General features: G+C 60.9%; 30 protein-coding genes. 10 read left to right on the top strand and 20 right to left on the bottom strand.

Annotated elements, in window-relative coordinates; translation table 11 throughout:
* Positions 1-783: 783 nt before the first annotated feature.
* From QCE79_RS19790 to QCE79_RS19770, 5 genes are read right to left on the bottom strand one after another with little or no spacing between them, the layout of a single operon-like run.
* Positions 784-975, bottom strand: coding sequence for a hypothetical protein (locus QCE79_RS19790; protein WP_309847179.1), 192 nt, complete (start codon positions 973-975; stop codon positions 784-786).
* 12 nt (positions 976-987) lie between these two features.
* Positions 988-1,206: a hypothetical protein gene (locus tag QCE79_RS19785; RefSeq protein ID WP_309847178.1), complete on the bottom strand. Its 219-nt coding sequence runs from the start codon at positions 1,204-1,206 to the stop codon at positions 988-990.
* 1 nt (position 1,207) lies between these two features.
* Entirely contained in the window at positions 1,208-2,113 is a 906-nt protein-coding gene (locus QCE79_RS19780; protein ID WP_309847176.1) for a DNA adenine methylase, read from the bottom strand.
* Positions 2,110-2,340, bottom strand: coding sequence for a hypothetical protein (locus QCE79_RS19775; RefSeq protein WP_309847174.1), 231 nt, complete (start codon positions 2,338-2,340; stop codon positions 2,110-2,112). The genes QCE79_RS19780 and QCE79_RS19775 overlap by 4 nt, the downstream gene beginning before the upstream one ends.
* The gene (locus tag QCE79_RS19770; RefSeq protein WP_309847171.1) at positions 2,337-2,630 is read right to left on the bottom strand and encodes a hypothetical protein; all 294 of its coding nucleotides are present in this window, start codon (positions 2,628-2,630) and stop codon (positions 2,337-2,339) included. Before QCE79_RS19770 ends, QCE79_RS19775 begins: the two co-directional genes overlap by 4 nt.
* Here QCE79_RS19770 and QCE79_RS19765 point away from each other — a divergent pair.
* Positions 2,629-2,934, top strand: coding sequence for a hypothetical protein (locus tag QCE79_RS19765; RefSeq protein WP_309847169.1), 306 nt, complete (start codon positions 2,629-2,631; stop codon positions 2,932-2,934). The genes QCE79_RS19770 and QCE79_RS19765 overlap by 2 nt on opposite strands.
* Positions 2,935-2,941: 7 nt before the next feature.
* Here the strand turns inward: QCE79_RS19765 and QCE79_RS19760 are convergent, their stop codons facing one another.
* The 3 genes from QCE79_RS19760 to QCE79_RS19750 form a co-directional block, all read right to left on the bottom strand.
* On the bottom strand, positions 2,942-3,229 hold the full coding sequence (locus QCE79_RS19760; protein WP_309847167.1) for a hypothetical protein: 288 nt from the start codon (positions 3,227-3,229) through the stop codon (positions 2,942-2,944).
* Entirely contained in the window at positions 3,226-3,420 is a 195-nt protein-coding gene (locus tag QCE79_RS19755) for a hypothetical protein (RefSeq protein ID WP_309847163.1), read from the bottom strand. The genes QCE79_RS19760 and QCE79_RS19755 overlap by 4 nt, the downstream gene beginning before the upstream one ends.
* Positions 3,421-3,495: 75 nt before the next feature.
* Positions 3,496-4,323 carry a dATP/dGTP pyrophosphohydrolase domain-containing protein gene (locus QCE79_RS19750; protein ID WP_309847160.1) on the bottom strand — a complete coding sequence of 276 codons (828 nt, stop codon included), beginning with the start codon at positions 4,321-4,323 and terminating at the stop codon, positions 3,496-3,498.
* Between the two features lie 387 nt (positions 4,324-4,710).
* On the opposite strand from QCE79_RS19750, the gene QCE79_RS19745 reads away from it, so the two are divergent.
* Entirely contained in the window at positions 4,711-5,040 is a 330-nt protein-coding gene (locus QCE79_RS19745; protein ID WP_309847156.1) for a helix-turn-helix transcriptional regulator, read from the top strand.
* A 631-nt stretch (positions 5,041-5,671) separates the two neighbouring features.
* On the opposite strand, the gene QCE79_RS19735 is transcribed toward QCE79_RS19745, so the two are convergent.
* Entirely contained in the window at positions 5,672-6,478 is an 807-nt protein-coding gene (locus tag QCE79_RS19735) for a phytanoyl-CoA dioxygenase family protein (RefSeq protein ID WP_309847153.1), read from the bottom strand.
* 104 nt (positions 6,479-6,582) lie between these two features.
* Here QCE79_RS19735 and QCE79_RS19730 point away from each other — a divergent pair, with 104 nt between their 5' ends.
* Complete coding sequence (locus QCE79_RS19730; protein WP_309847150.1) at positions 6,583-7,491, top strand: LysR substrate-binding domain-containing protein; 909 nt, start codon at positions 6,583-6,585, stop codon at positions 7,489-7,491.
* 488 nt (positions 7,492-7,979) lie between these two features.
* The gene (locus QCE79_RS19725; RefSeq protein WP_309847147.1) at positions 7,980-8,777 is read left to right on the top strand and encodes a PhzF family phenazine biosynthesis protein; all 798 of its coding nucleotides are present in this window, start codon (positions 7,980-7,982) and stop codon (positions 8,775-8,777) included.
* Between the two features lie 339 nt (positions 8,778-9,116).
* On the opposite strand, the gene QCE79_RS19720 is transcribed toward QCE79_RS19725, so the two are convergent.
* Positions 9,117-10,190 carry a GlxA family transcriptional regulator gene (locus tag QCE79_RS19720; protein ID WP_250495225.1) on the bottom strand — a complete coding sequence of 358 codons (1,074 nt, stop codon included), beginning with the start codon at positions 10,188-10,190 and terminating at the stop codon, positions 9,117-9,119.
* Positions 10,191-10,390: 200 nt separating this feature from the next.
* On the opposite strand from QCE79_RS19720, the gene QCE79_RS19715 reads away from it, so the two are divergent.
* Genes QCE79_RS19715 through QCE79_RS19705 form a run of 3 tightly spaced genes read left to right on the top strand, consistent with a single transcriptional unit; the run spans position 10,391 to position 13,810 of the window.
* Positions 10,391-11,536 (top strand): branched-chain amino acid ABC transporter substrate-binding protein, encoded by a 1,146-nt coding sequence (locus QCE79_RS19715; protein WP_404989389.1) that lies wholly within the window; start codon positions 10,391-10,393, stop codon positions 11,534-11,536.
* Positions 11,537-11,567: 31 nt separating this feature from the next.
* On the top strand, positions 11,568-12,824 hold the full coding sequence (locus QCE79_RS19710; protein ID WP_309847141.1) for a D-amino acid dehydrogenase: 1,257 nt from the start codon (positions 11,568-11,570) through the stop codon (positions 12,822-12,824).
* Positions 12,821-13,810 (top strand): asparaginase, encoded by a 990-nt coding sequence (locus QCE79_RS19705; protein ID WP_309847138.1) that lies wholly within the window; start codon positions 12,821-12,823, stop codon positions 13,808-13,810. The genes QCE79_RS19710 and QCE79_RS19705 overlap by 4 nt, the downstream gene beginning before the upstream one ends.
* 40 nt (positions 13,811-13,850) lie before the next feature.
* On the opposite strand, the gene QCE79_RS19700 is transcribed toward QCE79_RS19705, so the two are convergent.
* Positions 13,851-15,422, bottom strand: a complete 1,572-nt coding sequence (locus tag QCE79_RS19700; protein ID WP_250468313.1) for a DHA2 family efflux MFS transporter permease subunit — start codon at positions 15,420-15,422, stop codon at positions 13,851-13,853.
* A 425-nt stretch (positions 15,423-15,847) separates the two neighbouring features.
* On the opposite strand from QCE79_RS19700, the gene QCE79_RS19695 reads away from it, so the two are divergent.
* The 3 genes from QCE79_RS19695 to QCE79_RS19685 all read left to right on the top strand — a co-directional run bounded on the left by QCE79_RS19695 (position 15,848) and on the right by QCE79_RS19685 (position 19,132).
* Positions 15,848-16,648 (top strand): SDR family oxidoreductase, encoded by an 801-nt coding sequence (locus QCE79_RS19695; RefSeq protein ID WP_250468314.1) that lies wholly within the window; start codon positions 15,848-15,850, stop codon positions 16,646-16,648.
* A 38-nt stretch (positions 16,649-16,686) separates the two neighbouring features.
* On the top strand, positions 16,687-17,619 hold the full coding sequence (locus QCE79_RS19690) for a 3-keto-5-aminohexanoate cleavage protein (RefSeq protein WP_309847133.1): 933 nt from the start codon (positions 16,687-16,689) through the stop codon (positions 17,617-17,619).
* Between the two features lie 166 nt (positions 17,620-17,785).
* Positions 17,786-19,132: an MFS transporter gene (locus tag QCE79_RS19685; RefSeq protein ID WP_250468315.1), complete on the top strand. Its 1,347-nt coding sequence runs from the start codon at positions 17,786-17,788 to the stop codon at positions 19,130-19,132.
* A gap of 225 nt (positions 19,133-19,357) precedes the next feature.
* On the opposite strand, the gene QCE79_RS19680 is transcribed toward QCE79_RS19685, so the two are convergent.
* Genes QCE79_RS19680 through QCE79_RS19640 form a run of 9 tightly spaced genes read right to left on the bottom strand, consistent with a single transcriptional unit; the run spans position 19,358 to position 26,605 of the window.
* A complete protein-coding gene (locus QCE79_RS19680) occupies positions 19,358-19,972 on the bottom strand; it encodes an HD domain-containing protein (RefSeq protein ID WP_309847129.1) in 615 nt (204 codons plus the stop codon).
* A 51-nt stretch (positions 19,973-20,023) separates the two neighbouring features.
* A complete protein-coding gene (locus QCE79_RS19675; protein WP_250468316.1) occupies positions 20,024-20,869 on the bottom strand; it encodes a BtpA/SgcQ family protein in 846 nt (281 codons plus the stop codon).
* A gap of 22 nt (positions 20,870-20,891) precedes the next feature.
* Entirely contained in the window at positions 20,892-21,797 is a 906-nt protein-coding gene (locus QCE79_RS19670; RefSeq protein WP_309847125.1) for a ribokinase, read from the bottom strand.
* Positions 21,794-21,934 carry a hypothetical protein gene (locus QCE79_RS19665; protein WP_309847122.1) on the bottom strand — a complete coding sequence of 47 codons (141 nt, stop codon included), beginning with the start codon at positions 21,932-21,934 and terminating at the stop codon, positions 21,794-21,796. Before QCE79_RS19665 ends, QCE79_RS19670 begins: the two co-directional genes overlap by 4 nt.
* Positions 21,931-22,695: a glutamine amidotransferase gene (locus QCE79_RS19660; RefSeq protein ID WP_309847120.1), complete on the bottom strand. Its 765-nt coding sequence runs from the start codon at positions 22,693-22,695 to the stop codon at positions 21,931-21,933. Before QCE79_RS19660 ends, QCE79_RS19665 begins: the two co-directional genes overlap by 4 nt.
* A gap of 2 nt (positions 22,696-22,697) precedes the next feature.
* On the bottom strand, positions 22,698-23,822 hold the full coding sequence (locus QCE79_RS19655) for a phosphotriesterase-related protein (RefSeq protein WP_309847118.1): 1,125 nt from the start codon (positions 23,820-23,822) through the stop codon (positions 22,698-22,700).
* A 2-nt stretch (positions 23,823-23,824) separates the two neighbouring features.
* On the bottom strand, positions 23,825-24,829 hold the full coding sequence (locus QCE79_RS19650) for an ABC transporter permease (protein ID WP_244832415.1): 1,005 nt from the start codon (positions 24,827-24,829) through the stop codon (positions 23,825-23,827).
* Positions 24,830-24,831: 2 nt separating this feature from the next.
* Complete coding sequence (locus QCE79_RS19645; RefSeq protein ID WP_250468321.1) at positions 24,832-25,626, bottom strand: ATP-binding cassette domain-containing protein; 795 nt, start codon at positions 25,624-25,626, stop codon at positions 24,832-24,834.
* Positions 25,627-25,651: 25 nt separating this feature from the next.
* Positions 25,652-26,605: a substrate-binding domain-containing protein gene (locus QCE79_RS19640; RefSeq protein ID WP_309847115.1), complete on the bottom strand. Its 954-nt coding sequence runs from the start codon at positions 26,603-26,605 to the stop codon at positions 25,652-25,654.
* Positions 26,606-26,665: the final 60 nt, after the last annotated feature.

Below are 26,665 nucleotides of genomic sequence, written 5' to 3'. Positions count from 1 at the left end.
ACGCGCATCGATCTGACGTGACGCGTGCCGCTCACGCCACTGCTGTGTGATGTGGTCACGCCAACGAACCGGGAAGTTTCGGAGTCGCTTCCCGGCCCATTCTTCATCAGTCGAAAGTCGGAGGTACGCCATACAATATATAAGCGAGGCTATTTTCGTCTTTGATATGCAGCTTCTACGGTCGGCCCGCGCTCATATTGCGCAGCGCAACCGTAAGCCGCGCGCATTGCAGCGCCTTGCTCAACCATCCATTCAGAATCGCGCGCCTGCCGGATCGACAATTCTCCCCATCGAAACACGTCAATTTGTTCCCGGAATCTCGATCACGAACCCGATATTCCCCGGCGCGATACAGGCCGTTCAACTTGAGTTCCGTGTGCGTTACGTTGTGGCGAGCCATACACCCTCCGCGATATCCTCTCCCCGGCGTCCCTACGCCGGGCGATCGCTGCGGGTATAGGCTTGCAACTCGCGAAGCTGAATGTCAGCCGCTGCGTCACCGAACCGTTCACGCACGCTCTCGGTCAACGCGTGGGTCTTCCTGAAATCACCACGTCGCGCATCGCGTACTGCGGACATGAATCGCTCGCGACATTCAATTACCTCGACGGTCTTCACGTACGTTGCCCCGATTCTGCTATGGAGATGGGGAGCTTCGAAGCGCAATCCTCTATCTCGAACGTATCTACATGCGGCGCATCCACCCGTCCGCCATCAGCGCGATCTTTCAAATGACCTGACTCAGCGCCGCGCGCGTCGACGTAACGTCATCAGCACCTTGCGCTACGAGAGCTCCCGTTGGCCTTTGCATTTCCATTCAGCCTCGCTACACGCGCCGCCCGCTTTAGCTGGCCATACTGGCAGCGAACCATCTTCATCTTCTGGATGGGCGCCGCACCATGCGAGCACGCCGACTATGACGATCAGCCAGATCGCCCACAGTGGCATCGGCTTCTTTTCCGGTTTTAGATCCATAGATTTGAGTTCCTAATTTGCAACATAACGGCCGCGCCTTGACAGGTCGCGCAGCAACGGACGCAGTTCTCGCATTGCTGCGGCTTCGGCTTGATCGGATTCCACCGTACGCGGCGGGCTCGATAGCTTCGGAACCGTAGCAAGCACGCCTGCACCAATGCCGAGAACCGCTAGGTCCTCGATCAGCAGTTCGCGCGTCGAACACACCTCATCATCGCGGCGCTGATCCATGTCAGCCCCGCGACGTGCCAACCGCGAACAGGGGCATGTCGGCTGCATCGTCACCGACACACACTGACGTGCTCGGCTCGATGCCGGTTGCCGCGCAAGCCGCAGGTGAAACCCAAACCACTTCTTCGCGCGCTACGGTGCCGACCTGCCCGCTTGCACGTGCGCTACGGGTGAAGCGCGCCCACCCACCCAAGGCGCGGTCGTACATTCCCGACGCATAGCCGCTGACGACGGCCATACCACGCAGATTTGCGAGCATCGCCAGCAGATCGGCATGTTCGAGCGCCGACATTTCGCAGCGATAGTCGCGGCCAAGCCCACGCGACACGCTGATGCGCACTTCGGGTAGGTATGGCGGATCGACGTAGAAGAGGACACTCGGCGCGTCGTATTTCGCGATCAGCTCGACAGCGGGCATATGCTCGATCAAGGTTCCGCGCAAACGTGCGCCAATGGCCGCGAGGCGCCCGGGGTATCGAAGCCATTGCCCCGCCCCATCCGACCAGACGTCCGCAGCAAAGCCCGTCGGAGCTTGCAGCGGTCGAGTCGATCCACTGCTACCGAAACCCATCTGCGCCCGCACGCACAACCGCCGCGCACGCTCAACCGGTTCATTCGTCTCAAGCCATGCATCGTTAAATTCGGCACGCGCGTAAGGTGTCGCCTCCAATGCCGCGATCAGACGTGCGCGCATGGCATCGTCGCGGACCACGCGAAACAGATTCACAATCTCGCCGTCGAGATCGTTGTAAATCTCGACTTGGCTTCGCGGCTTCTGCAGTAGAACGGCGGCCGAGCCACCGAACGGCTCGACATAAGTTTCATGCGGCGGCAGGTGCGAGAGCACCCATGGCGCGACGCGAAACTTGCTACCAAAATAGCTGATCAGTGGCGCTGTAACGCTCACGCGGCCTCCGCGTTGATCATTCGAAGTGCTTCCCGCGCAGCGCGCAACGCGTCATCGCGCGACATGCAGCAAGCCGGGGCGGCCCCGCTTTGCTCGTACCAGTGGAATTCTGACCGGCGTACCGTGAAGTAGCCGCCGCGCGTGCGATGTTCGTAGAACGGGCCGGTTTCGGTAATGTCGCGCTCGATCTGGCGAGGCGCAGCGGCTCGAACGTCAGCATCTGTCATACGGACCTCGCGATGGACGATGCACGCTTCGCCGATGACGTACCCTGGCTATCGCTCGCGCGCTTGTAGGTGTCGATCGACGAATGCTCGCGACAGAGCCGCAGCACGCCCGATTCGATATCCGTCTCGATTTCGGGGCGTTCAACGTCAGCACACGCCAAAAGTACTCCCTCCTGACCGTGGTATAAATCCACCTCCCTGACCGGCCCCGTTTCGGTTTCTTGCAGTTGCGCGCGCACACACGTAACCGTGATGACCTTCGCATCAACCAACGTGGTGTAGATAGACATGAAAACCTCTGAATTCATCGAACTCAATGCAGTCAAACCGCATCAGTTGCTTGACGAGAACCTCGACGCTCGGCCAGCTCCCGATGTGATCGAATCGTTTGTCGCGATCGTTGAGCACATCGATTACACGTATCCAGTCGGCCAAGATGTGAAACAGAACCTCGAAACCGCGCTGTCTGACTTCTACGGTGCCGATGCTCAACGTCTTTCGCCCGACACAATCACGACCCTGCGCAAGAAAATTCGTACCGGCGTTGCGCACATCGCGACGCTTTCGACGCGCTTGAAACTGCGGGGCGACTGACCCGGCCTCACACATCGCACATGACGTCGAAAGGTCTCATGTCGTCGCACACCTCGTCGCGGTGCGCATACAAAACCGCTGCCTGCTGCACGTTTGTTACCGGCCCAAGATACGGATCGAAATAGCCAAGCAGCCGCCCGGCCATCGAGAAAAACAGGTGCACCACGCGCGGCGCATCGCCGACTCGAACGTCGCCAACCATGGCGCGCACGTGAATGAGAGGCATCACCTCCGGCACCGTCAGTTCCGTAACGCGCGGCGCAGTAGCACCATTACCCGTTGATTCGCTTTTCATCTAGATTCCCTCACACCGAAACTCGTGACAGCGCGTAACCGCTGCGCGCTTGGCCCCTCCAGTGCTGCCAGCCGCTGCACTTCATCGCGCGCGCGATGGTGGGCCATGCTTTGCGCATTGCTCGCGCGGATCACGCGCTGAATTGCGATCCTCTCTTCGTTCTGCCAGTTAGTAGTGCTATAGATATTCATCACTTAAGCTTCCAAAGATGCCGACGCCTTAACGCGCCAGCGATGTCAGAATGTCGTCAAAACTGGGATTGGGGCTTATGTGTCGTGCCCTTGCTTCGGGATGTGCTGGATCGCGCGATCCAAATAAGCCGAACACCAGTCCAGCCATGTACGGGCGGCGTTTGCTTCCCACTTCGCCGCGAGAGCAGCCGTGATCTGTTTGGGAGTCGCGCCTGCGCGCTCCGCACAGTCGAACCCGCGCGAAATCATGTCGATCCATTCACTCACGTCGTCAGGTGCCGGTCCGACCTCCCTCAATTCCGCGCGGCTGTGATCGCAGATGCCAGCGGCACGACTACCGAGGCGGGACGTGTTAGCGCCGTTCACGACCGTATCCGGCAAAGAGGGCATTGCGGCGTAATCGTTCACGACTCGCGGACGCCATTCCATGTCGAACGCGCGACGCAACACATCACTGCGCGCACGGAAGCGCACCGGATCCTGAGGAGAGGTTTCGGCGACGCCATCCTGATGATTCGCGATGTTCCAAAACGAAGTCTGATGCCATGACAACAATCGCGAAACGTTCGCGATCGTGACGTGTGCCCGATGAAGTTCTAAGCACAGCGTTGCGTGTGCCCGATGAAGTTCCTGGCACAGCGTTGAATCGTAAGCGGCTTCGATCACTGCCCTGCGCTCTTGGGAGCGGACAAACCCGCCCCCATCCTCGATAACAGCGGCGTGATAGTTCGCCGTTCGCCACATAAGTTTCTGCTCGAAAGTCACAACACCGAGTGCATTGCGGATGATGATGTCCGCAGCGCGCAACTCAACGCGCAGCTCTTTGACGCGATCGGCCCACACCGCGGGATCGCCAGAAAATGCGGCGCGATCTTTAACCGAAAAACGTGATTGATCGCTCATGCTGCCCGCCTGTTGCACTGAGTTTCCACCGTAGAAGTCCAAACGTGGACTTTGACAAGCACCCCGTCCATCCAAGATCGGAAATCTGATGTGAGCGCTCGGCGCAGAAGTTCTGAAACACCGAAAATTTTCCGAATTGAGACGTGCATTTGACTACCCCTTTTGTTTCTACCCGTTGATGGATGCTGCTCGTGAAGCGTCGCCCCGGCGACTAGCGCCGTCGCACTAGCACCGGTGGGTAAGGTCGGTTGCCGGGGTGACGGATCGAAGAATAGTTGAGACGGTTTGACGCGTCAATACGTATCAACGTCGAACCATCGAAACGTTGCGAGGGTTCACCTGTTGAACTACTATTGACATCGGGTAAATCTTTTGATTGGGGTTCGAATGAAAACTACCGTCCAATTGCTGGACGATGTGAAGGCAAAGCTTGACCTTCCGTCTGACTATGCAGCAGCAAAAGCGCTTGGCGTTACCCGCTCGGCCGTGAGCCTATGGCGAAATGGGAAATCCACGTTTGACGACGACACGTGTCTGTTAGTGGCAGAGATGCTGGATATCGATCCGTTCGACGTTCTCGCTTACGTCAACATCGAACGGTCACGCGACGAGACGCGCAAGGCACGCTGGGTGCATGCTTTGGAAAAATTTTCCAGGGGTTTTCGGTGGCTGGCGCTACCCGCTAACGCTTGTGGGGCTTGGCTCCCGCAGGTGTAACGCCAGCTGCAGTTAGCGAAACTTTTAGGATTATGTAAATTACCAAATGACCAATGTTCGTTGAACACAGCCCGACGGACTCTCGGTTAATCCAGAGCCACTAAACGGTGGCAAGCCGCGCTTTCAGTCAATCGCATACCTTCCCCTCGGCCCTCAAACGGCTTCCCGCCCGCACACATACAGCACCCGCTATTCGAGGCGGCGAAGGCACGCATTCTCGTGAAGGCGCGACGGCCGCTTTCCGGCGCCGCGGAACAACTGCTGAGTTGGATTCTTCAACGAATGAGCGTATTCGCGGCAAGCGCTTGAGGCCGCGCTCACACTTTCAGGACTGAGCGATGTCGCGAAGGATATGTTCACTTTCACTCTTGGCTTCCATCACGTATGAAATTCCGGAGGCCCGAAGCAGCCCACGCAGGTCTGCGTATGAGTCAAAAGTAATTGGACCGGGCGCACATTCCCTGTGCGTTGATGGATCAACGATGCCTTCATGCGAAGCGTTGTGCACGTGCCGCACGCGGCGGCGTCCAGTCCAGTTGATGCGATCCAACGATAGACCATGCGAGCATGCTGGCGCGTCGATAGACACGCTGCCACCTGCAGCCGACTCGGTAAAGTAAATCGATAGATTTCAGTCGATCTGAACTCTGTCGAGAATCTCGTCCGAACCTACCTCGAGAGGAGCGAAATTGGTCGAGCGCACATAATCCGGTCGCGGCTGCTTCACCTGTTCTGGCTTGTTCTCCACCTGGTTGTAGACAACATAGGCTTGCCATCGATCGTCACCTGAAAGGTTGTGACCGGATGAATGCACGATGTTTGCGTCGAAGAACACCACTGTTCCCGGTCGGCCGATGATAGGCACGGCCTTGGGATGGCTGGACAAGATATCGAGCATGGTCGGCTTGGGTACCACGTAAAAGCGATAACCGGTCGTCTCATCGAACGTTGGATCGAGTGAGCCTAGTTTGTGGCTTCCCGGAATAAAGTAGAGACATCCGCCCATTTCGGTCGGCTCATCGAGCATGACCAACGCGGTTGTCATATGCGGTTCTTTCACGCCGTCCATATGCCAGGTGCCGAAATCCTGGTGCCACTGCCAGACCGAACCGTCGATTGCCGTCTTCAAATTGCACTTTGTGTGATAGACGTAAAGTTGGGGATCGTTGATCAGTTGTTGTGCGGGTTCGAGCAATCTGGGCGAGCGCACTGCGGAGTGAAAAATCGGCGATGCCGTTGGACTGGCGGTCTCGTGAACTTTATAAATCGTTTTTGCAATGCCGCCCGTTTTTTCACGAACGAGATGGTCGGTGTCGATTTTTTGGATTCGGCGCAACTCGCTCTTCATATGCTCGACTTCTTCTTTCGAGAAAAGCTCTGGCAGAACCAAGAAGCCATCGCGCTCGTACGCTTCCAACTGCGACGTCGTAAGTTTCATGAGGGGATCTCCTGACTTGTTGGTGTGGTCTCATGATCCTAAAAGCGTTCGCATCCGATGTAAAAGATATAATAGGTTGCGTATCGATACTTAAAAGGTTCCAAATGGAACTGCGTCATCTCCGCTATTTTCTGACGGTGGCACGCACACTCAACTTCACGAAGGCGGCGGACGAACTGCACATGGCGCAGCCGCCGTTGAGCCGGCAGATACGGGAACTGGAAGAAGAAATCGGCGTAGCGCTTTTCGAGCGCCGAGGCAAACGCGTGTTTCTCTCATCGGCGGGCCAGGTCTTCGAGGAACGGGCCCGGCAGATTCTTAAGGACACGAACTCCGCAATCGTGGATTCGCAACGTGCGGCAAGAGGCGAAACCGGCCGGGTGGCGGTCGGGTTCTTCGAACACATTGCGTACACACTGCTGCCACCGCTCTTGCGTGATTTTCAACAGCGCTACCCTGCGGTGACCGTCGAGCTTCAATGGTTTTCCTCTGCGGAACAGATCAATGCCTTGAACCGAGGAGACGTCGATCTGGCTTTCGTCCGTTCGTTGCCGCCAAATAAGCAACTGAACAGTGTCTTGTTGCTCCAGGAGCCGTTTTACGTTGCCATCGCTAAAGACAATCCATTAGCAGCCAAACGACGCATTTCCATCAGGGACTGTAAGCAGTTGCGCGTCATTAATTATCGGAAGGATGTCGCGCCGGATTATCACGCCGCCATCAACCAGTTGTGCGCGCTTGCCGGATTTTCTCCCTCCACGAGCTTTGAAATGGGCCAGATCTACGCTTCCCTTGGCCTTGTAAGCGCCGGCTTTGGTGTGACGCTCGTACCGGCGTCGGTTCAACGAACGCACATGGAAAACGTCGTCTTTCGTCCTTTGCGCGAAGAGCACACGAAGAGCGAACTCTACCTTGCGTGGAAGGAGCCCAATTCGTCTGCTGCGCTAGGCGCTTTTGTCGAACTCGCGTGCAAGATAGCCGCGCATCCGCCGCGAAAAGCGAAGGTCGAGTAAGTGCAGCGGTACCGCTTCAATTGCGATCCAAAGCTTAGTTTGCAAGGCGAAACCGTCAGCAAACCCGAATGCGACCTTCTCGGAAAACTTCGCGAGAGCAAGACGTTCGTCACCTTTGGCGGTCGACATCGAGCTTCTCGCGTAATTCACAGTAAGTCCATCGGCGGCCATTACGTGGAGCACCACATTTGCATGGCTATCGGTCAAAGCCATCCGATCGTAAGTGGCAGCACCCTCACCCATGCTCAATGGCGTCCGCTGATGCGGTGATGGCAAACATGCGCCCTCTGCACTGAGTAGAAAGAAAAGATTTTTCGTGGACGGAACGACTATCCGGGGCACGGGTTTTGGCAAGTCGGGCGCGGCTACGCGATGGATTCGAGGCTGTCACTTTTCAGCGTGTCAGATGGAAACTGTGCATGTTCGCGAATCATTCAAGCCGATAGGATAGGAACGAACTAGCTCATCTCTCTTCGACTCTACCGCCCATGCAACTGAAGCTTTATCAGATAGACGCTTTCACCAGCGAAGTATTCAAGGGAAACTATGCGGCGGTCATTCCGCTCGACGCGTGGCTTCCCGCTTCGCTAATGCAAGCCATCGCCAGCGAAAACAACCTGTCGGAAACAGCGTTCATCGTGCGTCGAGACGATGGCGTTTTCGACATCCGGTGGTTCTCACCGATCAAGGAGATCGCCTTCTGCGGACACGCGACGCTGGCGAGCGCTTTCGTTCTGTTCAAACATCTCCCTCAAGACGATCTCCTCGTCTTTTATGCAGAAGCAACGGGCGCGTTCTCTGTTCATCGGCGCGAGCGGGGGCTGATCGAACTGAACTTTCCTCGACGACAAAGTGAACGGATTAAAGATATCCCGGACCAGCTCGCGTATGGTTTGTCGATCAAGCCAACGGCAGTCTTCATAAACCAGCAGTCATACATCGCCCTCTACGACACCGAAGCCGAGGTACGCGCCGTCGTGCCAAATCTGGAACTGCTCGCGCAACTTGGACCACTGGATGTCGCGATCACCGCTCCTGGCAACCAACACGACTTCGTCTCCCGATACTTTTGGCCAGCGAACGGCGGCGCCGAAGACCCGGTGACGGGGTCCATTCACGCGGCGCTTGCTCCGCTCTGGTCCGACATTCTTGGCAAGCCGAAGCTCGTCGCGTTACAGGCTTCCCAACGAAGCGGCGTTCTACATTGCGAGATCGAACCGGAGCGTGTGTTGATATCCGGTCACGCGGTTCAATATATGGAAGGAACCATCGAACTGCCCGAATAGCGCGCGCTTTACAATGCTGCGGCTCGACTGTGCGGAAACGGCAGCGCTGCCGCAGTTCAATACCCTCCAGAATCGAGGCGCGTTCCAGAGACTCGACTCAAGCACTTACTTCGCTACCTCAACCGGAATCATTCTTCTGCCGAAGTCCGGGCTCATCGTTTCCCAAGGCTGCGTCGTCGATTAGAAGTCACGCACGTCGGCCGGGCAACGCTGACGGGCGGCTGGATCGAAATGTTCATCTCGCGCGATGACTCACACTGAACTTTGCACGATTCATAGCAGACACAGCCAGCAACTAAGCGCACGTCAGAGTAAGCGAAGTCCAAATACCTCCGCACTTCACGTTCGGCTAAGCGACGCGCGCAGCTTACCCGGCGTCACACCGTACGCTTCGCGAAAGCCGCGAATGAAGTGCGCCGAATCCGCGAAGCCACATTCGTAGGCGATCGCGGTGACGCGCTTCGCCGAGTTCAAGAGTAGCCAGCGGGCGTATCGCAAGCGCATCGTCCGGTAGAACTCCTTCGGCGTCACGCCCATTTCAGACATGAACACGCGCTCCAGTTGCCGCGCATTTGAACCGGTCATCCTGGCAATCGCGGCGATCGTCAGCGGGGCTTCGAGATTCTCCTCCATCAGCACGATCGCGTGACGCAGCAAAAGACTATCGACGGCGAGGTAGCCGAGCGCACGGCGGCGTTCGACGAAGGACGTGCCGCTCTTGCGACTCACCGTCATCTGGTGAATGACCTTCGACGCGCGGTCGGCGCCGCAATGCACGGAAATCAACCGCGTGGCGAGTTCGATGGCCGACACGCCGCCCGCGCACGTAATGCGGTTGCCGTCGATCACGTAGTCGGCGTTCGTGACCACGCGCAGGCCAGGAAACATGGACTGATAATCGTCGTAGTGAAAGGAGTGCACGCACGCGACGCGGTCGTGCATGTAGCCCGCTTTCGCCAGCACGAAGCTGCCGGTGCACAGGCCGATGAGCGGCACGCCGGCTGCGTCGGCGTCGCGCAGCGCGTCCCAGTAGCGCGGGTCGACATGTTCGAGCCTGGGCAGCAAGCCGCCGATCACCACGAAGTAGTCGAATCGCGACGCCTTCCCGGAATACGCCCGAACTGGCACGCTCACGCCACAACTCGCTTCCACGGTGTCGTCCGTCGGCCCGAGCAAGGTCCACGTACACCGTAACTGGCGGCTCTGGTCGCCGAGATCCGCGGCGTGCCGCAGGCAGTCGCAGAAACTCGCGAGCGAAAGCAGCGGAAAGCTCGGCCAAAGTAGAAGGCCGACGCTGAGCTCGGCGCCCGCGCGTCGTGCAGATACCTTGCGATCCACGCCGTCCATGCGATCGAGCCGCTCGACAAGTCCGCGCCCGAGCGCCGCGGTATCGGACTTTTTTGCGTTCGCCATTGCCATCCATGCACTCCTTGAATGCAGTGAGGTCGTCGGCGCCAGTATAGGAGCGCCGAAAAGCGATCGGTGCGACTTGTCGCATTCGTTCTATTTTTCCGCGAGCGCGTGCAATGCCGGCCATTTCGTCGCCGTTACATTGAAGTCAGTTCCGGGGTGAAGACGGCCGGAAAGAACCGATTGAAAACAGGGAGTGCGTCATGTCAGCAGCGTTGCATCTGGCGGTTTGCGCCGCATTTGGAAGTGCGTTCGTCGTCCTGCATCCGGTCGAGGCGTGCGCCGATGAAGTAGTGAAGATCGGCCACGTCGCGCCTCTGACGGGGGCCAATGCGCACCTCGGCAAGGACACCGAGAACGGCGCACGGCTTGCCGTCGAGGAGATCAACAAGAAGGGCCTCGTGATCGGCGGACAGAAGATCACGCTTGCGCTGGATGCGCAGGACGACGCCTCCGATCCGCGCCAAGGCACACAGGTCGCGCAAAAGCTCGTGGACGACAAGGTGGCGGCCGTGGTCGGGCACATGAATTCCGGCACCTCCATTCCGGCCTCGAAAATTTATAGCGATGCCAACGTGCTGCAGATTTCGCCCTCGGCCACCAATCCGGTCTATACGCAGCAGGGGTTTCGCACGACGTATCGCGTGGTCGCCACCGACGCGCAGCAGGGTCCGGCGCTTGCCGACTATGCAGCCCGAGTGCTGAAGGCGAAGTCGGTCGCCATCGTCGACGACGCCACCGCTTACGGTCAGGGTTTCGCGAACGAATTCGAAAAGCGCGCCAAGGCGAACGGGATGAACGTCCTGTCGCACGACGCAACCACCGACAAGGCCGTGGACTTCCGCGCGATCCTGACCAAGGTGAAGAGCGAGCATCCCGACGTGATCATGTACGGCGGCATGGATGCGACAGGCGGCCCGTTCGCGAAGCAGGCCCGCCAGCTCGCAATCTCCTCGAAGGTACTGGCCGGCGACGGCCTGTGCGCAGCGTCGCTGTCGCAACTGGCGGGCGAGGCGGCGGACAACGTCGTGTGTTCCATCGCCGGCATGCCGCTCGCTAAAATGCCCGATGGCCCCGCGTTCGAGCAACGCTACGAAGCGCGCTTCGGGCAGAAGGTGCAGCTCAACGCCCCGTTCGCGTATGACGCGGTGTACATCATCGTCGACGCGATGAAACGCGCGAATTCCACCTCGCCGGACAAGATTCTCGCGGCGATGCCCAACACCGACTTCAAGGGCGTACTCGGCGAGACGCAATTCGACGCGCACGGCGACCTCAGGCAGGGAATGATCTCGCTCTATCATTACGTGGGCGGAAATCAAACGTTGCTCGACGTCGTCAAGATGTAATGGCCGCACATTCACAAGGACGACGCAAGCCATGAACATTCTGGTGATCGGCGCGGGCGTGATCGGTCTCACGACCGCATACCGCTTGCGCGAGGACGGCCACGAAGTGAGCGTGATCGACCGGCGCACGGAGGTCGCGGCGGAAGCGAGCCGCGCCAACGGCGCGCAGCTTTCTTACAGCTACGTGGCGCCGCTCGCTGGTCCTGGCGTGCTTGCGAAGCTTCCCGGCTGGCTCATGCGTCGCGACGCCCCGGTGCGCGTCTCGCCCGCCATCGACATGAATCAGTGGCGCTGGTGCTGGCAATTCGCACGGGCCTGTACTCAGGCGATGAGCGAATCGACCACGGCGCAACTCCTTGCGCTGTCCTTTCTGAGCCGCTCGCTGATGCACGAATTTACCGCCGCCCATCCCATGCTTGCCTTCGACTACGTCCGCGCTGGCAAACTCGTCATGCATCGAAGCGCAATGGCGATGTCGCGGGCCGCGTCCTTGCTGTCCTACCAGCGTACGCTCGGTAGCGAGCAGCAAGCGCTCGGCGTGAGCGATTGCGTCGCGCTCGAACCGGCGCTGGCCCAGGTGGCAGATCGATTCGTCGGCGGAATTTATACGCCGGGCGAAGAGGCAGGCGACTGTCACCGCTTCTGCGTGGGACTCGAAAGCTTGTTGCGCGAACGAGGCGTGGCGTTCGAGCTAGGTACGGCCGTGAGTTCGCTGTCCGTGTCGAACAAGGGCGAGGTCCGGGCAATCGCCGGAAGCCGCAGGTTGGACGCGGAACATGTCGTCGTGGCGTCGGGTTGCGACAGCGCGGCCTTACTGCGCACGATTGGCGTGCGGGTGCCGGTCTATCCGCTCAAGGGTTACAGCCTGACGCTCGATGCAGTCGCGGGAAAGGCTGCGCCCGCGACGAGCGTGACGGATTTCGACCGCAAGGTGGTGTACGCCCGATTGGGCGACCGTCTGCGCGTGGCGGGCATGGCGGACATCGTGGGGCATTCGAGTGCGATCGATGCGACCCGGCTCGCGACGCTGCGGCGCGAAGCGCAGGCCGTCTTTCCGCAGGCAGGCGATTATGACGCGGCAGCCGCGTGGGCGGGCTTGCGGCCGGCCACCCCGCGCGGGACGCCGATCATCGGAGGGTCCAAATACCGGAATCTCTGGCTCAACGTCGGTCATGGCGCGCTTGGCTTCACGCTCGCCATGGGCTCGGCGCACGTGCTCGCGCAACGGATGGCCGGGCGCCAACCTTCGCTCGACGACACCCCCTTCTCGCCGCGTGCTGCATCATGAATGCGCGTGTCGTCATTGTCGGCACGGGCGGCACCATCGCGGGACGCGGTGCGTCGGCCGCGCATACCGCGACCTACGACTGCTCTGTCGAAACGGTGGATGATTTGCTCGACGCGTTGCCCGGCGCGCGCGATCTCGCCGATATCCAAACGGCCCAGCTTTTCCAGACCGGCTCTGAAAACTTCGGCAATGAGGAGCTGCTCGGGCTCGCGCGGCATGTTCGCGCGCTTCTCAAGCGGGACGACATCGACGGCGTCGTGGTGACGCACGGCACCGATACCATCGACGAGACGGCATACTTTCTGCACCTGGTGGTGCCGAGCGCGAAGCCCGTCGTCGTGGTCGGCGCAATGCGCCCGGCGTCTGCGCTCAGTGCCGACGGACCGCTCAACCTGTATAACGCGATCGTGGTGGCGTCGAGCGCGGCATCGCGCGGCAAGGGTACGCTCGTCGTTTCGAACGACGAGATTCACTCGGCGCGCGACGTCGTCAAGACCAGCACCTTCAAGCAGGAAGCGTTTCGTTCGACCTTCGGTCCGCTAGGCTACGTGGTCGAGGGATGCGCGCGTTTTTATCGGCTGGTGGCGCGGCGGCATACGGTGGAAAGCGAATGGAGCATCGACACCATCCAAACCTTGCCCGAGGTCGCTATCGTCTACGCGCATGGCGGCATCAACCGAACGGTGGTCGAACACATGGCGTGCTCCGACGTGGATGCGATCGTGTACGCCGGGACGGGCAACGGCAACGTGGCGCACGAGTTGATCGATTCGCTCGTGAAAGCGCGCGCGAGACACATTCATATCGTGCGTGCGTCGCGCACGGGCAGCGGCATCGTCATCCGTAATGCCGCACAGCCGGACGATCGCTATGGATGGATCGCAGCGGACGATCAGGTCCCGCATAAGGCGCGAATCCTGATGATGGTGGCGCTCACGGGAACGAGAACCACGCACGCGTTGCAGGAAGCGTTCGTGACGTACTAGAACCCCGACCGCGCGCCGCAGGCATGCCTGTTCCCTAGCCTCAATGCGCCCCAGCCGCCTCCGCCGAATCTCCACCCTTCACCGGCCGCGTAATCCAGATAAGCGGAATGATCAAAATGAAAATGAACGTGGACGCATAGAAGAAATCGTCGAGCCCCATGACGGCAGCCTGATTCGCCACCATCAACTCGAACGATGCGTAAGCCGCACCCACATCGATATGAAGCTGCGACTGCAATGCCGCGATGGTCTGATTGAAAATCGGATTGTCGACGCTCGCCTGTTCGGTCAGCCGCACGTGATGTACGACCGTCCGATGATTCCATACGGTGCCCGCGATCGACGTGCCCACCGCCCCGCAGAAAATGCGCGCGAAATTCGACAACCCCGCCGCTGCGGGAATTCGTTCGGGCGGCAGGCCGGAAAGAATGATCGACACGAGAGGCACGAACCAGAGCACGGTCGGAATACCTTGAAGCAAGGTCGGTATGACGAGATGCCAAGCATCGACCGTACTCAGATACTGCGTGCGCATGAAGAACACACCTGACAGTCCCATGAACGCGACTGTCACGAGAACGCGGGCATCGAATAACTGTAAAAGTCGCCCGATAAAAGGCGAAAGCAATACCGTGAAAATGCCCACCGGCGCGGTGACGAGGCCGGCGTCATAAGCGCGATAGCCGAGATACTCCTGCATCCATTGCGGCAGCAGAACGAGGTTGCCGAAGTAGAGCGCGTAGGAAACGGAAATGGCTATGGTGCCGCTGCTGAAATTGCGCAATGCGAAGAGCCTCAGGTCGACGACCGGATGCGCCTCTGTCAACTCCCACACGAGAAAGAACGCGAAGCTGACGAGGGCGATCAGCCCCAGCGCAACGATGAAGGGCGAAGCGAACCAGTCGAGGTCCCTGCCCTTGTCGAGCATCACCTGAAGCGAGCCCACCCACACCACGAGCAACGCAAGGCCGACCGTATCGATGGGCAGTTTCTTCGTCGGCGTCTCGCGCTTGCGATAGATGATCCACGTGGCGCCCGCCGCAATAAAGCCGACCGGAATGTTCACGTAGAAGATCCACGACCAGCTGTAGTTGTCGGTGATCCAGCCGCCTAGCACCGGTCCTGCGATCGGACCGACCGTGGCGGTCATCGCCCAAAGCGCCAGCGCCATGTTGGCGCGCGCCTTCGGATAAGAACTCAGCAGCACGGCCTGGGACAAGGGAATGAGCGGCCCGGCCACGAGGCCTTGCAAGATCCGCGCGCCCAGCAGGAAAGGCAGGTCAGGCGCGATGCCGCAAAGCCACGAAGCGAACACGAACATCAGAATCGCGCCGACGAACAGGCGGATCTGGCCGATCTGCTGCGTAAGCCAGCCCGTCAATGGAATGGATACGGCATTCGCGGCCGCGAAGATCGTGATGACCCACGTTCCCTCGTCGACCGATACGCCGAGGTTTCCCGAGAGATTCGGCACGGCGACGTTCGCAATCGACGTATCGAGAACGGTCATGAAGGTCGCAAGCGCCACCACGATGGTGGCAATCACGAGCTGGCCGCCCTGCAACGGCGGATGCGGGACGGGTGCTGCGGGAGACGGCGATCCCTGCGTCATGACTGCGGTTCGGGGTTGATTGTTGTAAGCAGATGCGGTTCTTCAGTTGGGCGCGTCCTCGAAACGAGCGATTCAACCCGCTCGTCTCGCGCGCGCCGCAACTGTCGATGACGTGAGAATAGCGGAGCTCGCTGCTTTATTAAACGCCTATTTCATAAATTCGCCTAGGCGATTACTTCGCAGAAGGGTTATCCCCTAGGCAAACCGGATTGACACAGATCAGCAACAAACGCACACTGTGATCACAGATCACGGAATCAATCCGGCTCTCTTGCGCTGCCCATGGCGCGGACCAACGCATCAACATAAGCAAGATGCAAAAAGCGCGAAATGGGCAATGCGAGCAAGAACAGCACACGCCTATCACCATCGCCCACGCTTCGAAAAGCTGACCAAATAGCAACCGTCCTACAGGAGCCAACCACATGGATTACCTCAAACTGCTCGCCCCGCCCGCCGGATTGCGCGTGCTGATTACTGGCGGCGCGTCGGGCATCGGTTTGACGATCGCGCAGGCGTTCGTGTCCACGGGCGCGCGCGTGCATGTATGCGATGTTGACGCCAAAGCCATCGATGCCCTATCGACTCATGCGACCGAATCGCCGTCGATCACCGGTACTCGCGCCGACGTATCGAACAAAGCCGACGTCGCGCGCGTGTTCGACGACGTGAAGCGCGAACTCGGCGGCCTCGATGTGTTGATTAACAACGCGGGCATCGCGGGACCGACGGGCGGCATCGACGAGATCGAGTCGGACGACTGGGAACGCACCATCGACATCAATCTGAATAGCCATTACTACTTTTCGAGCCAGGCCGTGCCGATGCTGCGCGAAGCAAATGGCGGCGGCGTGATCGTTTTCATGTCGTCGGTCGCAGGACGTCTCGGCTATGGATTCCGCACGCCCTATTCCGCGACTAAATGGGCGATCGTGGGCCTCGCGAAGAGTCTCGCCATTGAACTCGGCGCGGACAACATTCGCGTGAATGCGGTGCAGCCGGGCATCGTCAAAGGGCCGCGCATGGAAGGCGTGATCGCCGCGCGCGCGAAGCAACTGAACATCAGCTATCAGGAAATGGAAGCGCGTTATCTGGAGAAAATTTCGCTGCGCCGCATGGTGACGCAAGAGGAGATCGCCGCCAGCGTGCTGTTCTTGAGCTCGCCAGCTGGCAGCGCGATTTCCGGTCAGGCGCTGTCCGTCTGCGGCAACGTCGAAACGCTCTGAATATCGCTTCAAACAAGTACGAGAGGAGATCGAACACCATGGCAAGCAAACGCAAAGTCATCATCACCTGTGCGCCGACGGGCGCCATCCACACGCCTTCCATGTCGCCGTATCTGCCGGTCACGCCGGATCAGATCGCCGATGCCGCACTCGCCGCCGCACGCGAAGGCGCATCGATTCTTCATTTGCACGCGCGCGATCCCGAAGACGGGCGGCCGACGCAAGACCCTGCGGTTTTCGAACGCTTTTTACCGCGCATCAAGGCGGAAACGAACGCGGTCATCAATCTCACGACGGGCGGCAGTCCGCATATGACGGTCGCCGAGCGCCTCAAGCCCGCGCATCATTTTCAGCCGGAAGTGGCATCGCTCAACATGGGATCGATGAACTTCGGGCTGTATCCGATGCTCGACCGTTTCAAGGACCTGAAGCACGACTGGGAACGTCAGCATCTGGAGAAGAGTCGCGATCTCGTATTCAAGAACACCTTCGCGGATATCGAGTACATCCTGAGCTCGTGCACGGCGAACGGCACGCGCTTCGAGTTCGAGTGCTATGACACCTCGCATCTCTACAACCTCGCGCATTTCGTCGATCGCGGGCTAGTGAAAGGGCCGTTCTTCGTGCAGACCGTGTTCGGACTGCTGGGCGGCATAGGCGCGCACCCGGAAGATCTCGCGCATATGAAGCGAACCGCCGATCGCCTTTTCGGTTCGGACTATGTGTGGTCCATTCTCGGCGCGGGGCGCAATCAGATTCCGCTCGCGTCCATCGGCGCGGCGCAAGGTGCGAACGTGCGCGTCGGCCTTGAGGATTCGCTGTGGATCGGTCCTGGCCAGCTCGCCGAATCGAGCGCGCAGCAAGTGCGCCAGATTCGCCAGGTGATCGAAGGCTTGTCGCTCGACATCGCGACGCCCGCCGAAGCGCGTCAGGTGCTCGCGCTCAAGGGCCACGACAACGTGAACTTCTGAAGACCGCACCGAAGCAAGCGGACGCGCGCCAAGCGACGTCCGCGCCATGACAACGAAAAGATACAAGGAGACAAGTCATGAAAGCCTACCTATCTCGCCGCGACGCTTCACCTCGTCGTCCATGCGCGCCCTGCTCTTCCAATCTGTCCTGACGCCGGGAGTCATCATGTCCACGCCCAGTTCTTCGCGTAACTCAACACATGCGTCACCCCATGCGTCGCTGAACGCGCTGCTGTTTCGCAAGCTCATGCCGCTGCTCGTGATCTCGTATGTGATCAGCTTTCTGGATCGCACCAACATCGCGCTTGCCAAGCATACGATGAGCATCGATCTTGGCCTGTCATCCGCCGCCTATGGGCTAGGCGCGGGGCTGTTCTTTCTGACGTATGCCGCTTTCGAGATTCCGAGCAATCTCGTGATGCATCGTGTCGGCGCGCGCTTCTGGATCACGCGCATCATGGTGACATGGGGCGTGCTCTCGGTGGCGATGGCCTTCGTGCGCGGCGAGACCTCGTTCTATGTGATGCGTCTTCTGCTCGGCGTGGCCGAAGCGGGACTCTTTCCCGGCGTGATGCTGTATCTGACTTACTGGTTCGGACGCGAGGATCGCGCGCGCGCCACCGGCTACTTCCTGCTCGGCGTGTGCGTGGCCAACATCGTCGGCGGCCCGCTTGGCGGTGCGCTGCTGGAAATGGATGGCGTGCTCGGTTTTCACGGCTGGCAATGGCTGTTCATGGTCGAAGGCGCGCCTGCCGTGCTGCTCGCGATCGTCGTGTGGAAGATGTTGCCCGACCGGCCGACACGCGCTTCGTGGTTACCGCGCGAGGAAGCGCTGGCGCTGGAGCGACGTCTTGCCGCCGAACAGGAAGCCATCGGTACCGGTCACGGCGGTCATACGTTTCGCGCGGCGCTGGCGGACAGACAGATCTGGCTCTCGATCTTCGTCTACTTTTGCCATCAGTTGACCATCTATACGGTTATCTTCTTTTTGCCAGGGATCATCGGATCTTCGGGGCACTTCTCGCCATTCGTCGTCGGCGTGCTGACGTCCACGCCGTGGGTCGCCGCCGCACTCGGCGCCGCCCTTTTGCCGCGCTTCGCGAGCAATTCATCGCGCAGCCGCCGCATGCTCGTGGGCGGCCTGCTGATCATGGCCGCGGGCATGCTGGTCGCCGCCTATTCGACACCCGTCATCGGCTTTCTCGGCGTGTGCGTGTCCGCTTCGATGTTCTTCGTGGTTCAGTCGATCATCTTCACGTTCCCGTCTTCGCGGCTTTCAGGCAGCGCGCTTGCGGGCGGACTCGGGCTCGTCAACACGTGCGGATTGCTCGGCGGCTTCGTCGGGCCCACGGTCATGGGGATCATCGAGCAATCGACCGGCAAGGCGATGAACGGGCTGGTGTGTCTTGCTGTCGCGCTGATTGTCGCGGCAATATGCAGTGTGCGGTTGCGGCACGGCCATGAAACACGCAAGACGAGCGATGCGGATCGACGGGCGACGAACGCGGCTTGAACGATTGATGGCTTTCCTGGATGCGGAATCGGCGAGCGGGCTTGTTAAATCCGCTCGCCGATGGCACGGTTAACTTCGGCTCGTCAGGGACATGTATCGGGCACGCGTTGAACATGGCGATGAGCGACCCTAGCAAAACGGGTCGCCTCAACCAAGGTGGCGATCATCGCCAACTACGACACTGCGGATGCATCTCGCCGTCATTCAACGCCATTCGCCACGGCATCAGTCGTCTTTCCGGCGAGCGACGTCACCGGAAAAGTGCGCGCCGACAAGCTCACGCGCCGCTTCCCACAACTGCGACGACCCGCGTGCAATCACAGGCCCGTACCGCTCCACGACCTGTTGCTCGTTCACGCCGTTCTCCGTCCACGTGCCTCCGCCAGTCAAGGTATTGATCAGCAACGGCTGCAGCCGATCGAGCGATTTGGCGAAGATCGCCTCCGGTGTCTCAGCCGCCTCGAATTCCATCCATAGTTTGCGCAGTTCGCGCCCTTGATCGTCGGGCAATAACCCGAAGATTCGGTCTGCGGCCCGTTGCTCCGATTGCTCGATCGACGCGGAATCCGCGCCTGGCGCGTGCAGCGGATGATCGCCGGCATCGATCTCGACGATGTCATGCACGAGCAGCAGTTTGATGACATGAAAACTGTCGACCTCCTTCGCGCAATCCGAAAGCACCAGCGCGAACATGGCCAGATGCCACGAGTGCTCCGCCGAATTCTCCCTGCGGCTGCGGTCGATGAGCGGCGACTGCCGCATAACCGATTTCAGCTTGTCCAGTTCGATGAGAAACCCGAAGCGCCTCGAGAGCGGCTCGACCTCTTTGTCTTGGTTCAAATTCACTCTCCCGGAAGACGGTTGCACACGAGGAGAAGTCTACCGCTCGTCCTAACCTCCTCGCGCCGCGTGCACGAACCGCCGCACCTTGTCTTCATCGACGGGATTCCACCACACGCCGCCCACCTTCAGCGAACTCGCGACGATCACCGCATCCACGACCGACAAAATCTCCGCGACGTTGGTTTCCGTGCAGCCGCTGCCCACCAAAAGCGGAAGCCTGGTCGCGGCGCGAATCTGCCGAAGATAATCAAGGCTCGCGACATCGCCCGTGCGCTGGCCGGTGGCGATGATCGCATCGGCATCGAAGAATTCGACATCGCGCACGAGTTCCTCGAGCGCACGATCCGCGACGATTGCATGCGCGCCGTGCTTCACGTGCGCGTCCGCAAACACGCGGATGCCTTCCGCGCGCAACCGCGCACGATATCGCAAGGCCCGCGCCGCCTCGCCTTCGATGATGCCTTCGTTGGCCACATAAGCATTCGCCCACTGATTGACGCGCACGAACGCGGCATTGCTCGCGGCCGCGATGGCAAGCGCCGGCACCGAAGCGTTGGCAAGCACGTTGATGCCGATAGGCAGGCCCGTCTCGCGCGCAATCCGGTCCGCGCTCACGGCCATGAACGCCGATGTTTCCGGTCCGATGTCATCCGGTTTTGCGAACGGCACGTCGCCATGATTTTCGACGATGAGACCATCGACGCCGCCTGCTGCATACGCGCGGGCATCGGCAAGAGCGGTTTCGTATAGCGCCTCGCTCGTGCCTCCGTCGTAGCGCGGCGCGCCGGGAAACGCCGGGCAGTGAATCACGCCTATGACCACGCCGCGCGGGCGGCCGAAAATATGCGCGATGCTGTCGGTGCGTCCGCGTCCAACCTCGTGTCCGGTGTCCATGAGAATCCTGTCGAAGTATCGGTCAGATGAAGCGCGCGAGTTCGAGCATGCGCGCACGATCCGGAAAACTCGCCTGCGTGCCGTGCCGGCCGACCACATAGGCGGCAACGGCCATTGCGCGAGGCAGGATGTTGCGCAGACGATGGCCGTGCGCGAGCCCAGCCGCGAGCATGCCGCAGAGTGCATCGCCTGCGCCGACCGTGTCCACGGCAATGACTTCAGATGCGGGCATCTGCTCGATGCCGCCGTGCGCGCCGCACCAGACGACGCCGCCCGCGCCGAGCGTGACCAGCACCTCGGTCGCGCCTGCCGCGTGCAGTGCGAGCGCCGCGCGGCGTGCATCGGCGTCGCCCGACAGCATTTCGGCCTCGACGCTGTTGACGACGAGCACATCGACATCGGGCAGCAGCGCGTTGACCTCGAATTGCACCGGTCCCGGATTCAGAAGCGTATGCCGCCCGCCGCGACGCGCCGCGCGCAACCACGTCGCCGTCACCGTGCGCGCCAGATTGCCTTGCAGCACGATCCAGTCGCCCGGCGCGCTCACGGCGTCCAGCAACGCGGCATCCGGTGCGTAGCCGCTGGCGGCTTCGTTGCGCGTGACGATGGTGTTTTCACCGGCAGCATCGACGGTGACAATGGAAAGGTCCGTCGGGCAATCGAGATGGTCAACGTGCCGCGTATCGATGCCTTCCTCACCGAGCATGGCGACGATGCGCGCGCCGTCGGCGTCGCGTCCGACAGCCGCAAGCAACGTCACCTGCGCGCCCGCGCGTGCAGCGATCACCGCCTGATTCGCGCCCTTGCCGCCGAAGTCCAGCGTTATACCAAGCGCAATCGACGTCTCGCCGGGCTTCGGCAACGAAGCCACGCGCAGCGTCATGTCCATCGCCGCGTTGCCGATCACGCAGACGCGCGCGCTGCTCACGATGGTGCCATCCGGTAGCCGGACATCGCTCGATACGAGCCGAGCGCCTCACGCGGGCGAGCGTCGCGGCAAGCCGCGCATGCCGCGCGCGCGAGGTCGAGGTCGAGGTCGAGGTCGGCGATACCGAAATACATCATGCCGCGCGCGCCTCGGTCAGCCAGTCGAGACACTGCCGCCAAAGCCGTCCATAACCGTCCCACGCGGAGAACTCGGGCGGCAGCCAGTGCACGGACATGTCGCTTGTCCAGGCAAGCGTGCGGCCCTCGCCATACTGCCCCGCCACGAGCAACGGATGGCCCGTGTCCGGCACGGTTGCGATGAGCGTCGCACCCGGCTTCAACTCGACTTCGTTGTAGCCGAGCAGATGCGGCCATTGCGTGCCGAGGCCCTCTATCACCGGATGCCGCGCGACGATACTCGGCGTGAACCCCTCGGGCACTTCAACGCGGTCATCCCACGCGAGGCACTTCACGGGCAGCACGTCCTCGACGGGCGTATTGCGAAAGCGCGCACTGCCGTTGATGCCCTGAAAGCTCAGATAGCCACCGATCATCATGAGACCGCCGCCTGCCTCCACATACTCGCGCAACAACTTCAGGCGGTTCGGCGTGCGCTTGCTATGCACCCACGTATCCGGATGCAGCAAGAGCGTATTCGCGCCGATGTCGGAAAGAATGATCGCGTCATACTCCTCGAGCCCTTCGAGCGTCGTGGGAAATCGCGTCTGCGCGTCGTGACTCGGCATGTGCGTGACCGCGTACCCGGCGCTGTCCTTGAAGAGCGCGAGAAACTGCTCGGAGCCGGTGTGATACGTCACCGACGCGAACAGATCGAAACCCTTCACATGGGTTGCCGTGCTGGTCCACGACTCTCCGGCGAGCAGGACTTTCTTCGTCATTCTCAATCTCCTTGAACGCGACGGCTCGTCACGCCAGATGCCGCCGCCGAGAACACGCGAGCGGGATTGGTCACGAGCATGGTTTCGATCTGCGCGTCGCTCACGCCGTGGCGTCTGAGTCTCGGCACGAAGTGTTCGAGGATATAGCCGTAGCCGAAGCCGCCGTAACGCGTGAGCATCATCTTGAGGAACACGTCCTGCGAGAGCAGCAGATTGCCGATGAACCCCGCATCGATGAGCGCGCGGATAGCGCGCGCGTTCTCTTCATCGGACGGCGATTGCGCGTCTTCGTCGGCGTAGTAGTAGTCCATGCCGATCATGTCGTATTCGAGCCACGCACCGCGCCGCGCGATGGAATGCTGATACTCGATATCCGCGTGGCTCGGGTTCATGTGACAAAGCACCGTATGCGCGAGATCGGCGCCCTCGCGCTCGACGATATCGAGCACGCGATGTCCATGCCGCACCCATCCCGGCAGATGCACCGAAAGCGGCACGCGCGTGGCGGCGCTCGCGCGAGCCGCCGCGCGCAGCGACTTCTCTTCTTCCGCCGTGAACGCCGCCGACACGCCGATTTCGCCGATGAGCCCCGCGATCACATCTGGCTTGCGCTCGGCGCCGCCCACGTCGAAGATCATCTGCGCGGCGAGTTCGTCGATGGAACGCTCGCGCACGTACGCCGGATGCGAAGGCTCCAGATAAAAGCCCGTCGACATGACGATGTTGAGCCCCGTGCGCCGCGAAATGCGCTGCAGCGCGAGCGGATCGCGGCCAATGCCGAGGTTGGTCGGATCGACCACCGTCTGGCCACCCAATTCGCGGAACTTCATCAGTTCCTCGGTGGCGGCATCGGCATCGAATAGCTGGCAGTTGTCGCGGTTCATGAGCGGATTCATGCGCAGCGCGCCCAAAATGCCGACATGCACCTTCTGCTCGCCGATATGCCGTTCGCCGCAACAAGCCGGCGCGACCCATTTGCCGGAGGCATCGACCAGAATATGCTCGTGCATCAGCGTGATGCCCATTTGCTCGACCGGTAGCGGACCGAGCACCGTCATCACGTGGCCGCTGCCGACACCTATGGGCAGCGTCGCCGGATGACCGAATACGGGTTTCGTCGACATCATGTTCAGCCCTTCTTTCCACGCCGGGCGGAAAAGATGCGCGTGTTCAGCCAGATCGCGAACAGCATGATGGCCCCCTGGATGATCTGCGTATAGAACGGCGACACGTGAACCAGAATCAGCCCGTTGCCGAGCACGGCAATGGTCAGCGCGCCGAGGAGCGTGCCCAGAATGGTGCCGCGGCCGCCGAACAGATTGGTGCTGCCGAGCACGACCGCCGCGATCACCGCGAGCTCGAAGCCGACGCCCTGATTCGACGAACCGCTCCCGAGCCGCGCGGTCGTAATGAGCCCTGCGAGCCCCGCCGCGATGCCGCTCAGCACATACACCTTGATGATGACGCCGCGTGTATCGACGCCCGCGCGCCGCACGCCTTCCGCGTTCGTGCCGATCCCGATGATGTAGCGCCCGAAGCGCGTATGACGCAGCACGACCCATCCGGCGAGCATCACGGCCACCGCGATCACGGCGGGCAGCGGAAGTCCCAGGAACCACTCGCGGCCGAGCGCGACGAACCAGCCGTTGCCATCCACGGGCACGGAATAGCCTTGCGTGATGAGAAGCGCCGCACCGCGCACGATCGACAACGTGCCAAGCGTGACGATGAACGCGGGCATGCCCGCGATCGCGATGAAGTAGCCGTTCGCGAGCCCGATGACCCCGCCGAGCACGAGGCCGCCGATCAGAACGAGCGTATCCGGCATGCCCGCGTGCAACGCGATGGCCGCGAGCGCGCCGACGAACGCGAGCGTCGAGCCCACTGAAAGGTCGATGCCCGCGGTGGTGATGACGAGCGTCATCGTCGTGGCGACGATCAGCAACGGCGCACTCTGACGCAGCACGTTCAGGAGATTGCCGGTGGTGAGAAAAGTGTCGGTGGCGATGCTGAACGCCACGACGCAGATCGCGAAGAAGGCCGCGATGCTCGCGACGCCTGCACGATGGCCCAGCCGGTGCGACAGCGAAAGCGCGCGCCGTGCGGAAGATTCGGAGGACACGGTGGTACCCATGATCAATGTTCGGCGTGTGGACGCGCGGAGCGCGCGTTGAATTTGTGCCCGACGATCAGATCGACGATCTCCTGCAGATTCGTCTCGCCGATAGGCCGGTCCGCGATGGCGGTGCCTTCGTACATCACCGTGATGCGGTCGCAGACCAGAAACAGATCCTGCAGCCGATGACTGATGAGAATCACGCTGACGCCGCGCGCGCTTACGGTTCGCACGACATCGAGCACCGCTTCGACCTCCGCGACGGCGAGCGCGGCAGTCGGCTCGTCCATGATGAGCACTTTCGGATCGAACGAAACCGCGCGCGAAATGGCGATGGCCTGACGCTGTCCGCCCGACAGATTTTCCACGTCTAGTTTCGTGTCCGGAATGCGGATGCCGAGCCCGTCCAGCATGGAACGTGCATCGCGATGCATCTTCGCGTGATCGAGCATCGGCATGCCGAGCACGCGGCGCATGGGCTCGCGGCCGAGAAACAGATTGCCCGCGACATCGACCGTATCGCACAAGGACAGGTCCTGATAGACCATCTCGATGCGATGCGTGCGGGCATCGCCCGGATTGTCGAAATGGACCGTCTTACCGTCGATCTCGATCGATCCGCTGTCGGGCACGACCGCACCCGACAGCACTTTCGACAGCGTCGATTTGCCCGCGCCGTTGTCGCCGACGAGGCCCAGCACTTCGCCCGGCGCGACATCGAGATTCACGCCGCGCAGCGACTGTATCGCGCCGTATTGCTTGGTGATGCCGCGCATCCGCACACGCAGCGGCGCGCCTGTGTCCACACTCGACATGAGGCTCTCCCGGTTTGGACGCGGCCTACTTGAACACGCTGCGATACTTCGCCACGTTCGCCTTGGTGACGATGGTCACCGGAACGGAGATGTTCTTCTCGACCGGTTGCTTCGCGATCAGCTTGAGCGCGGCGTTGACGGCCGCCTTGCCTTCGCCTTCCGGGTCCTGCTGCACCACGGCCACGACAAAGCCCTGATCGATGCCCTTGATGGCCTGCGCGCTCAAGTCCCAGCCGAAAATCTTGACGCGATCCGTCGCGCGTTGCGCCGACACGGCGGCCACGAGACCGCGCACGGCCGGTTCGCCGGTTGCATAAACGACCTGCATGTTCGGGTTGCCGGAGATGAGATTTTCGGCGGCCGTCTGCGCCTGATCCTGCACGTTCTGGCCATCGACCGTGGACACGATCTTCGCATTGGGCGCGCCCGCGAGACCGGCCTTGAAGCCGTCCAGACGCACGTTCTGAATGTACGAATTCAGCGCGCCGACCACGCCCACGCTTGCCTTGCCGCCAAGCGACTTCTTGACGTAATCGGCCGTGTAGGTGCCGATGTCCTTGCCGACCTTGAGATTGTCGACACCGACTTGCACGTCGTTATCGCCGTTCACGATAGCGTCGATGGTGACGACCGGAATGCCGGCCTTCTTTGCTTCGGCAATCGCCGGCTTGATCCCGTTCACGTCGATGGCGACCACGAGAAGCGCATCCACCTTCTGCTGGATGTATGTCTCGATGGCGTTGTTCTGCGCGTTCGGGTCATTGTTCGAATTGAAGATGGCGAGGTCCGCACCCGCGGCCTTCGCGGCCTTTTGCGCGCCGTCATCCATCTGGGTGAAGAAGAGCGCTTCCTGATTGATCTGGACCAGCGCGATCCTCTTCTTGTCGGCGGCGTGCGCGCCGCCCGATAGTGCAATCAGCGATCCGGCGGACATCACGGCGACCGCGGACATGATCCGGCGTGACAGCATGGCGTTCATCACAGCTCCTCCATCGCAAAGGCGCAGAACGAGCGACTCGTCGGCTGGTCCTGGCATGGT

Source organism: Caballeronia sp. LZ003, from assembly GCF_031451465.1.
Taxonomy (GTDB): Bacteria; Pseudomonadota; Gammaproteobacteria; order Burkholderiales; family Burkholderiaceae; genus Caballeronia.
The sequence above is the reverse complement of the archived record's forward strand: the minus strand, read 5'-3'. Positions and strand labels throughout refer to the sequence as shown.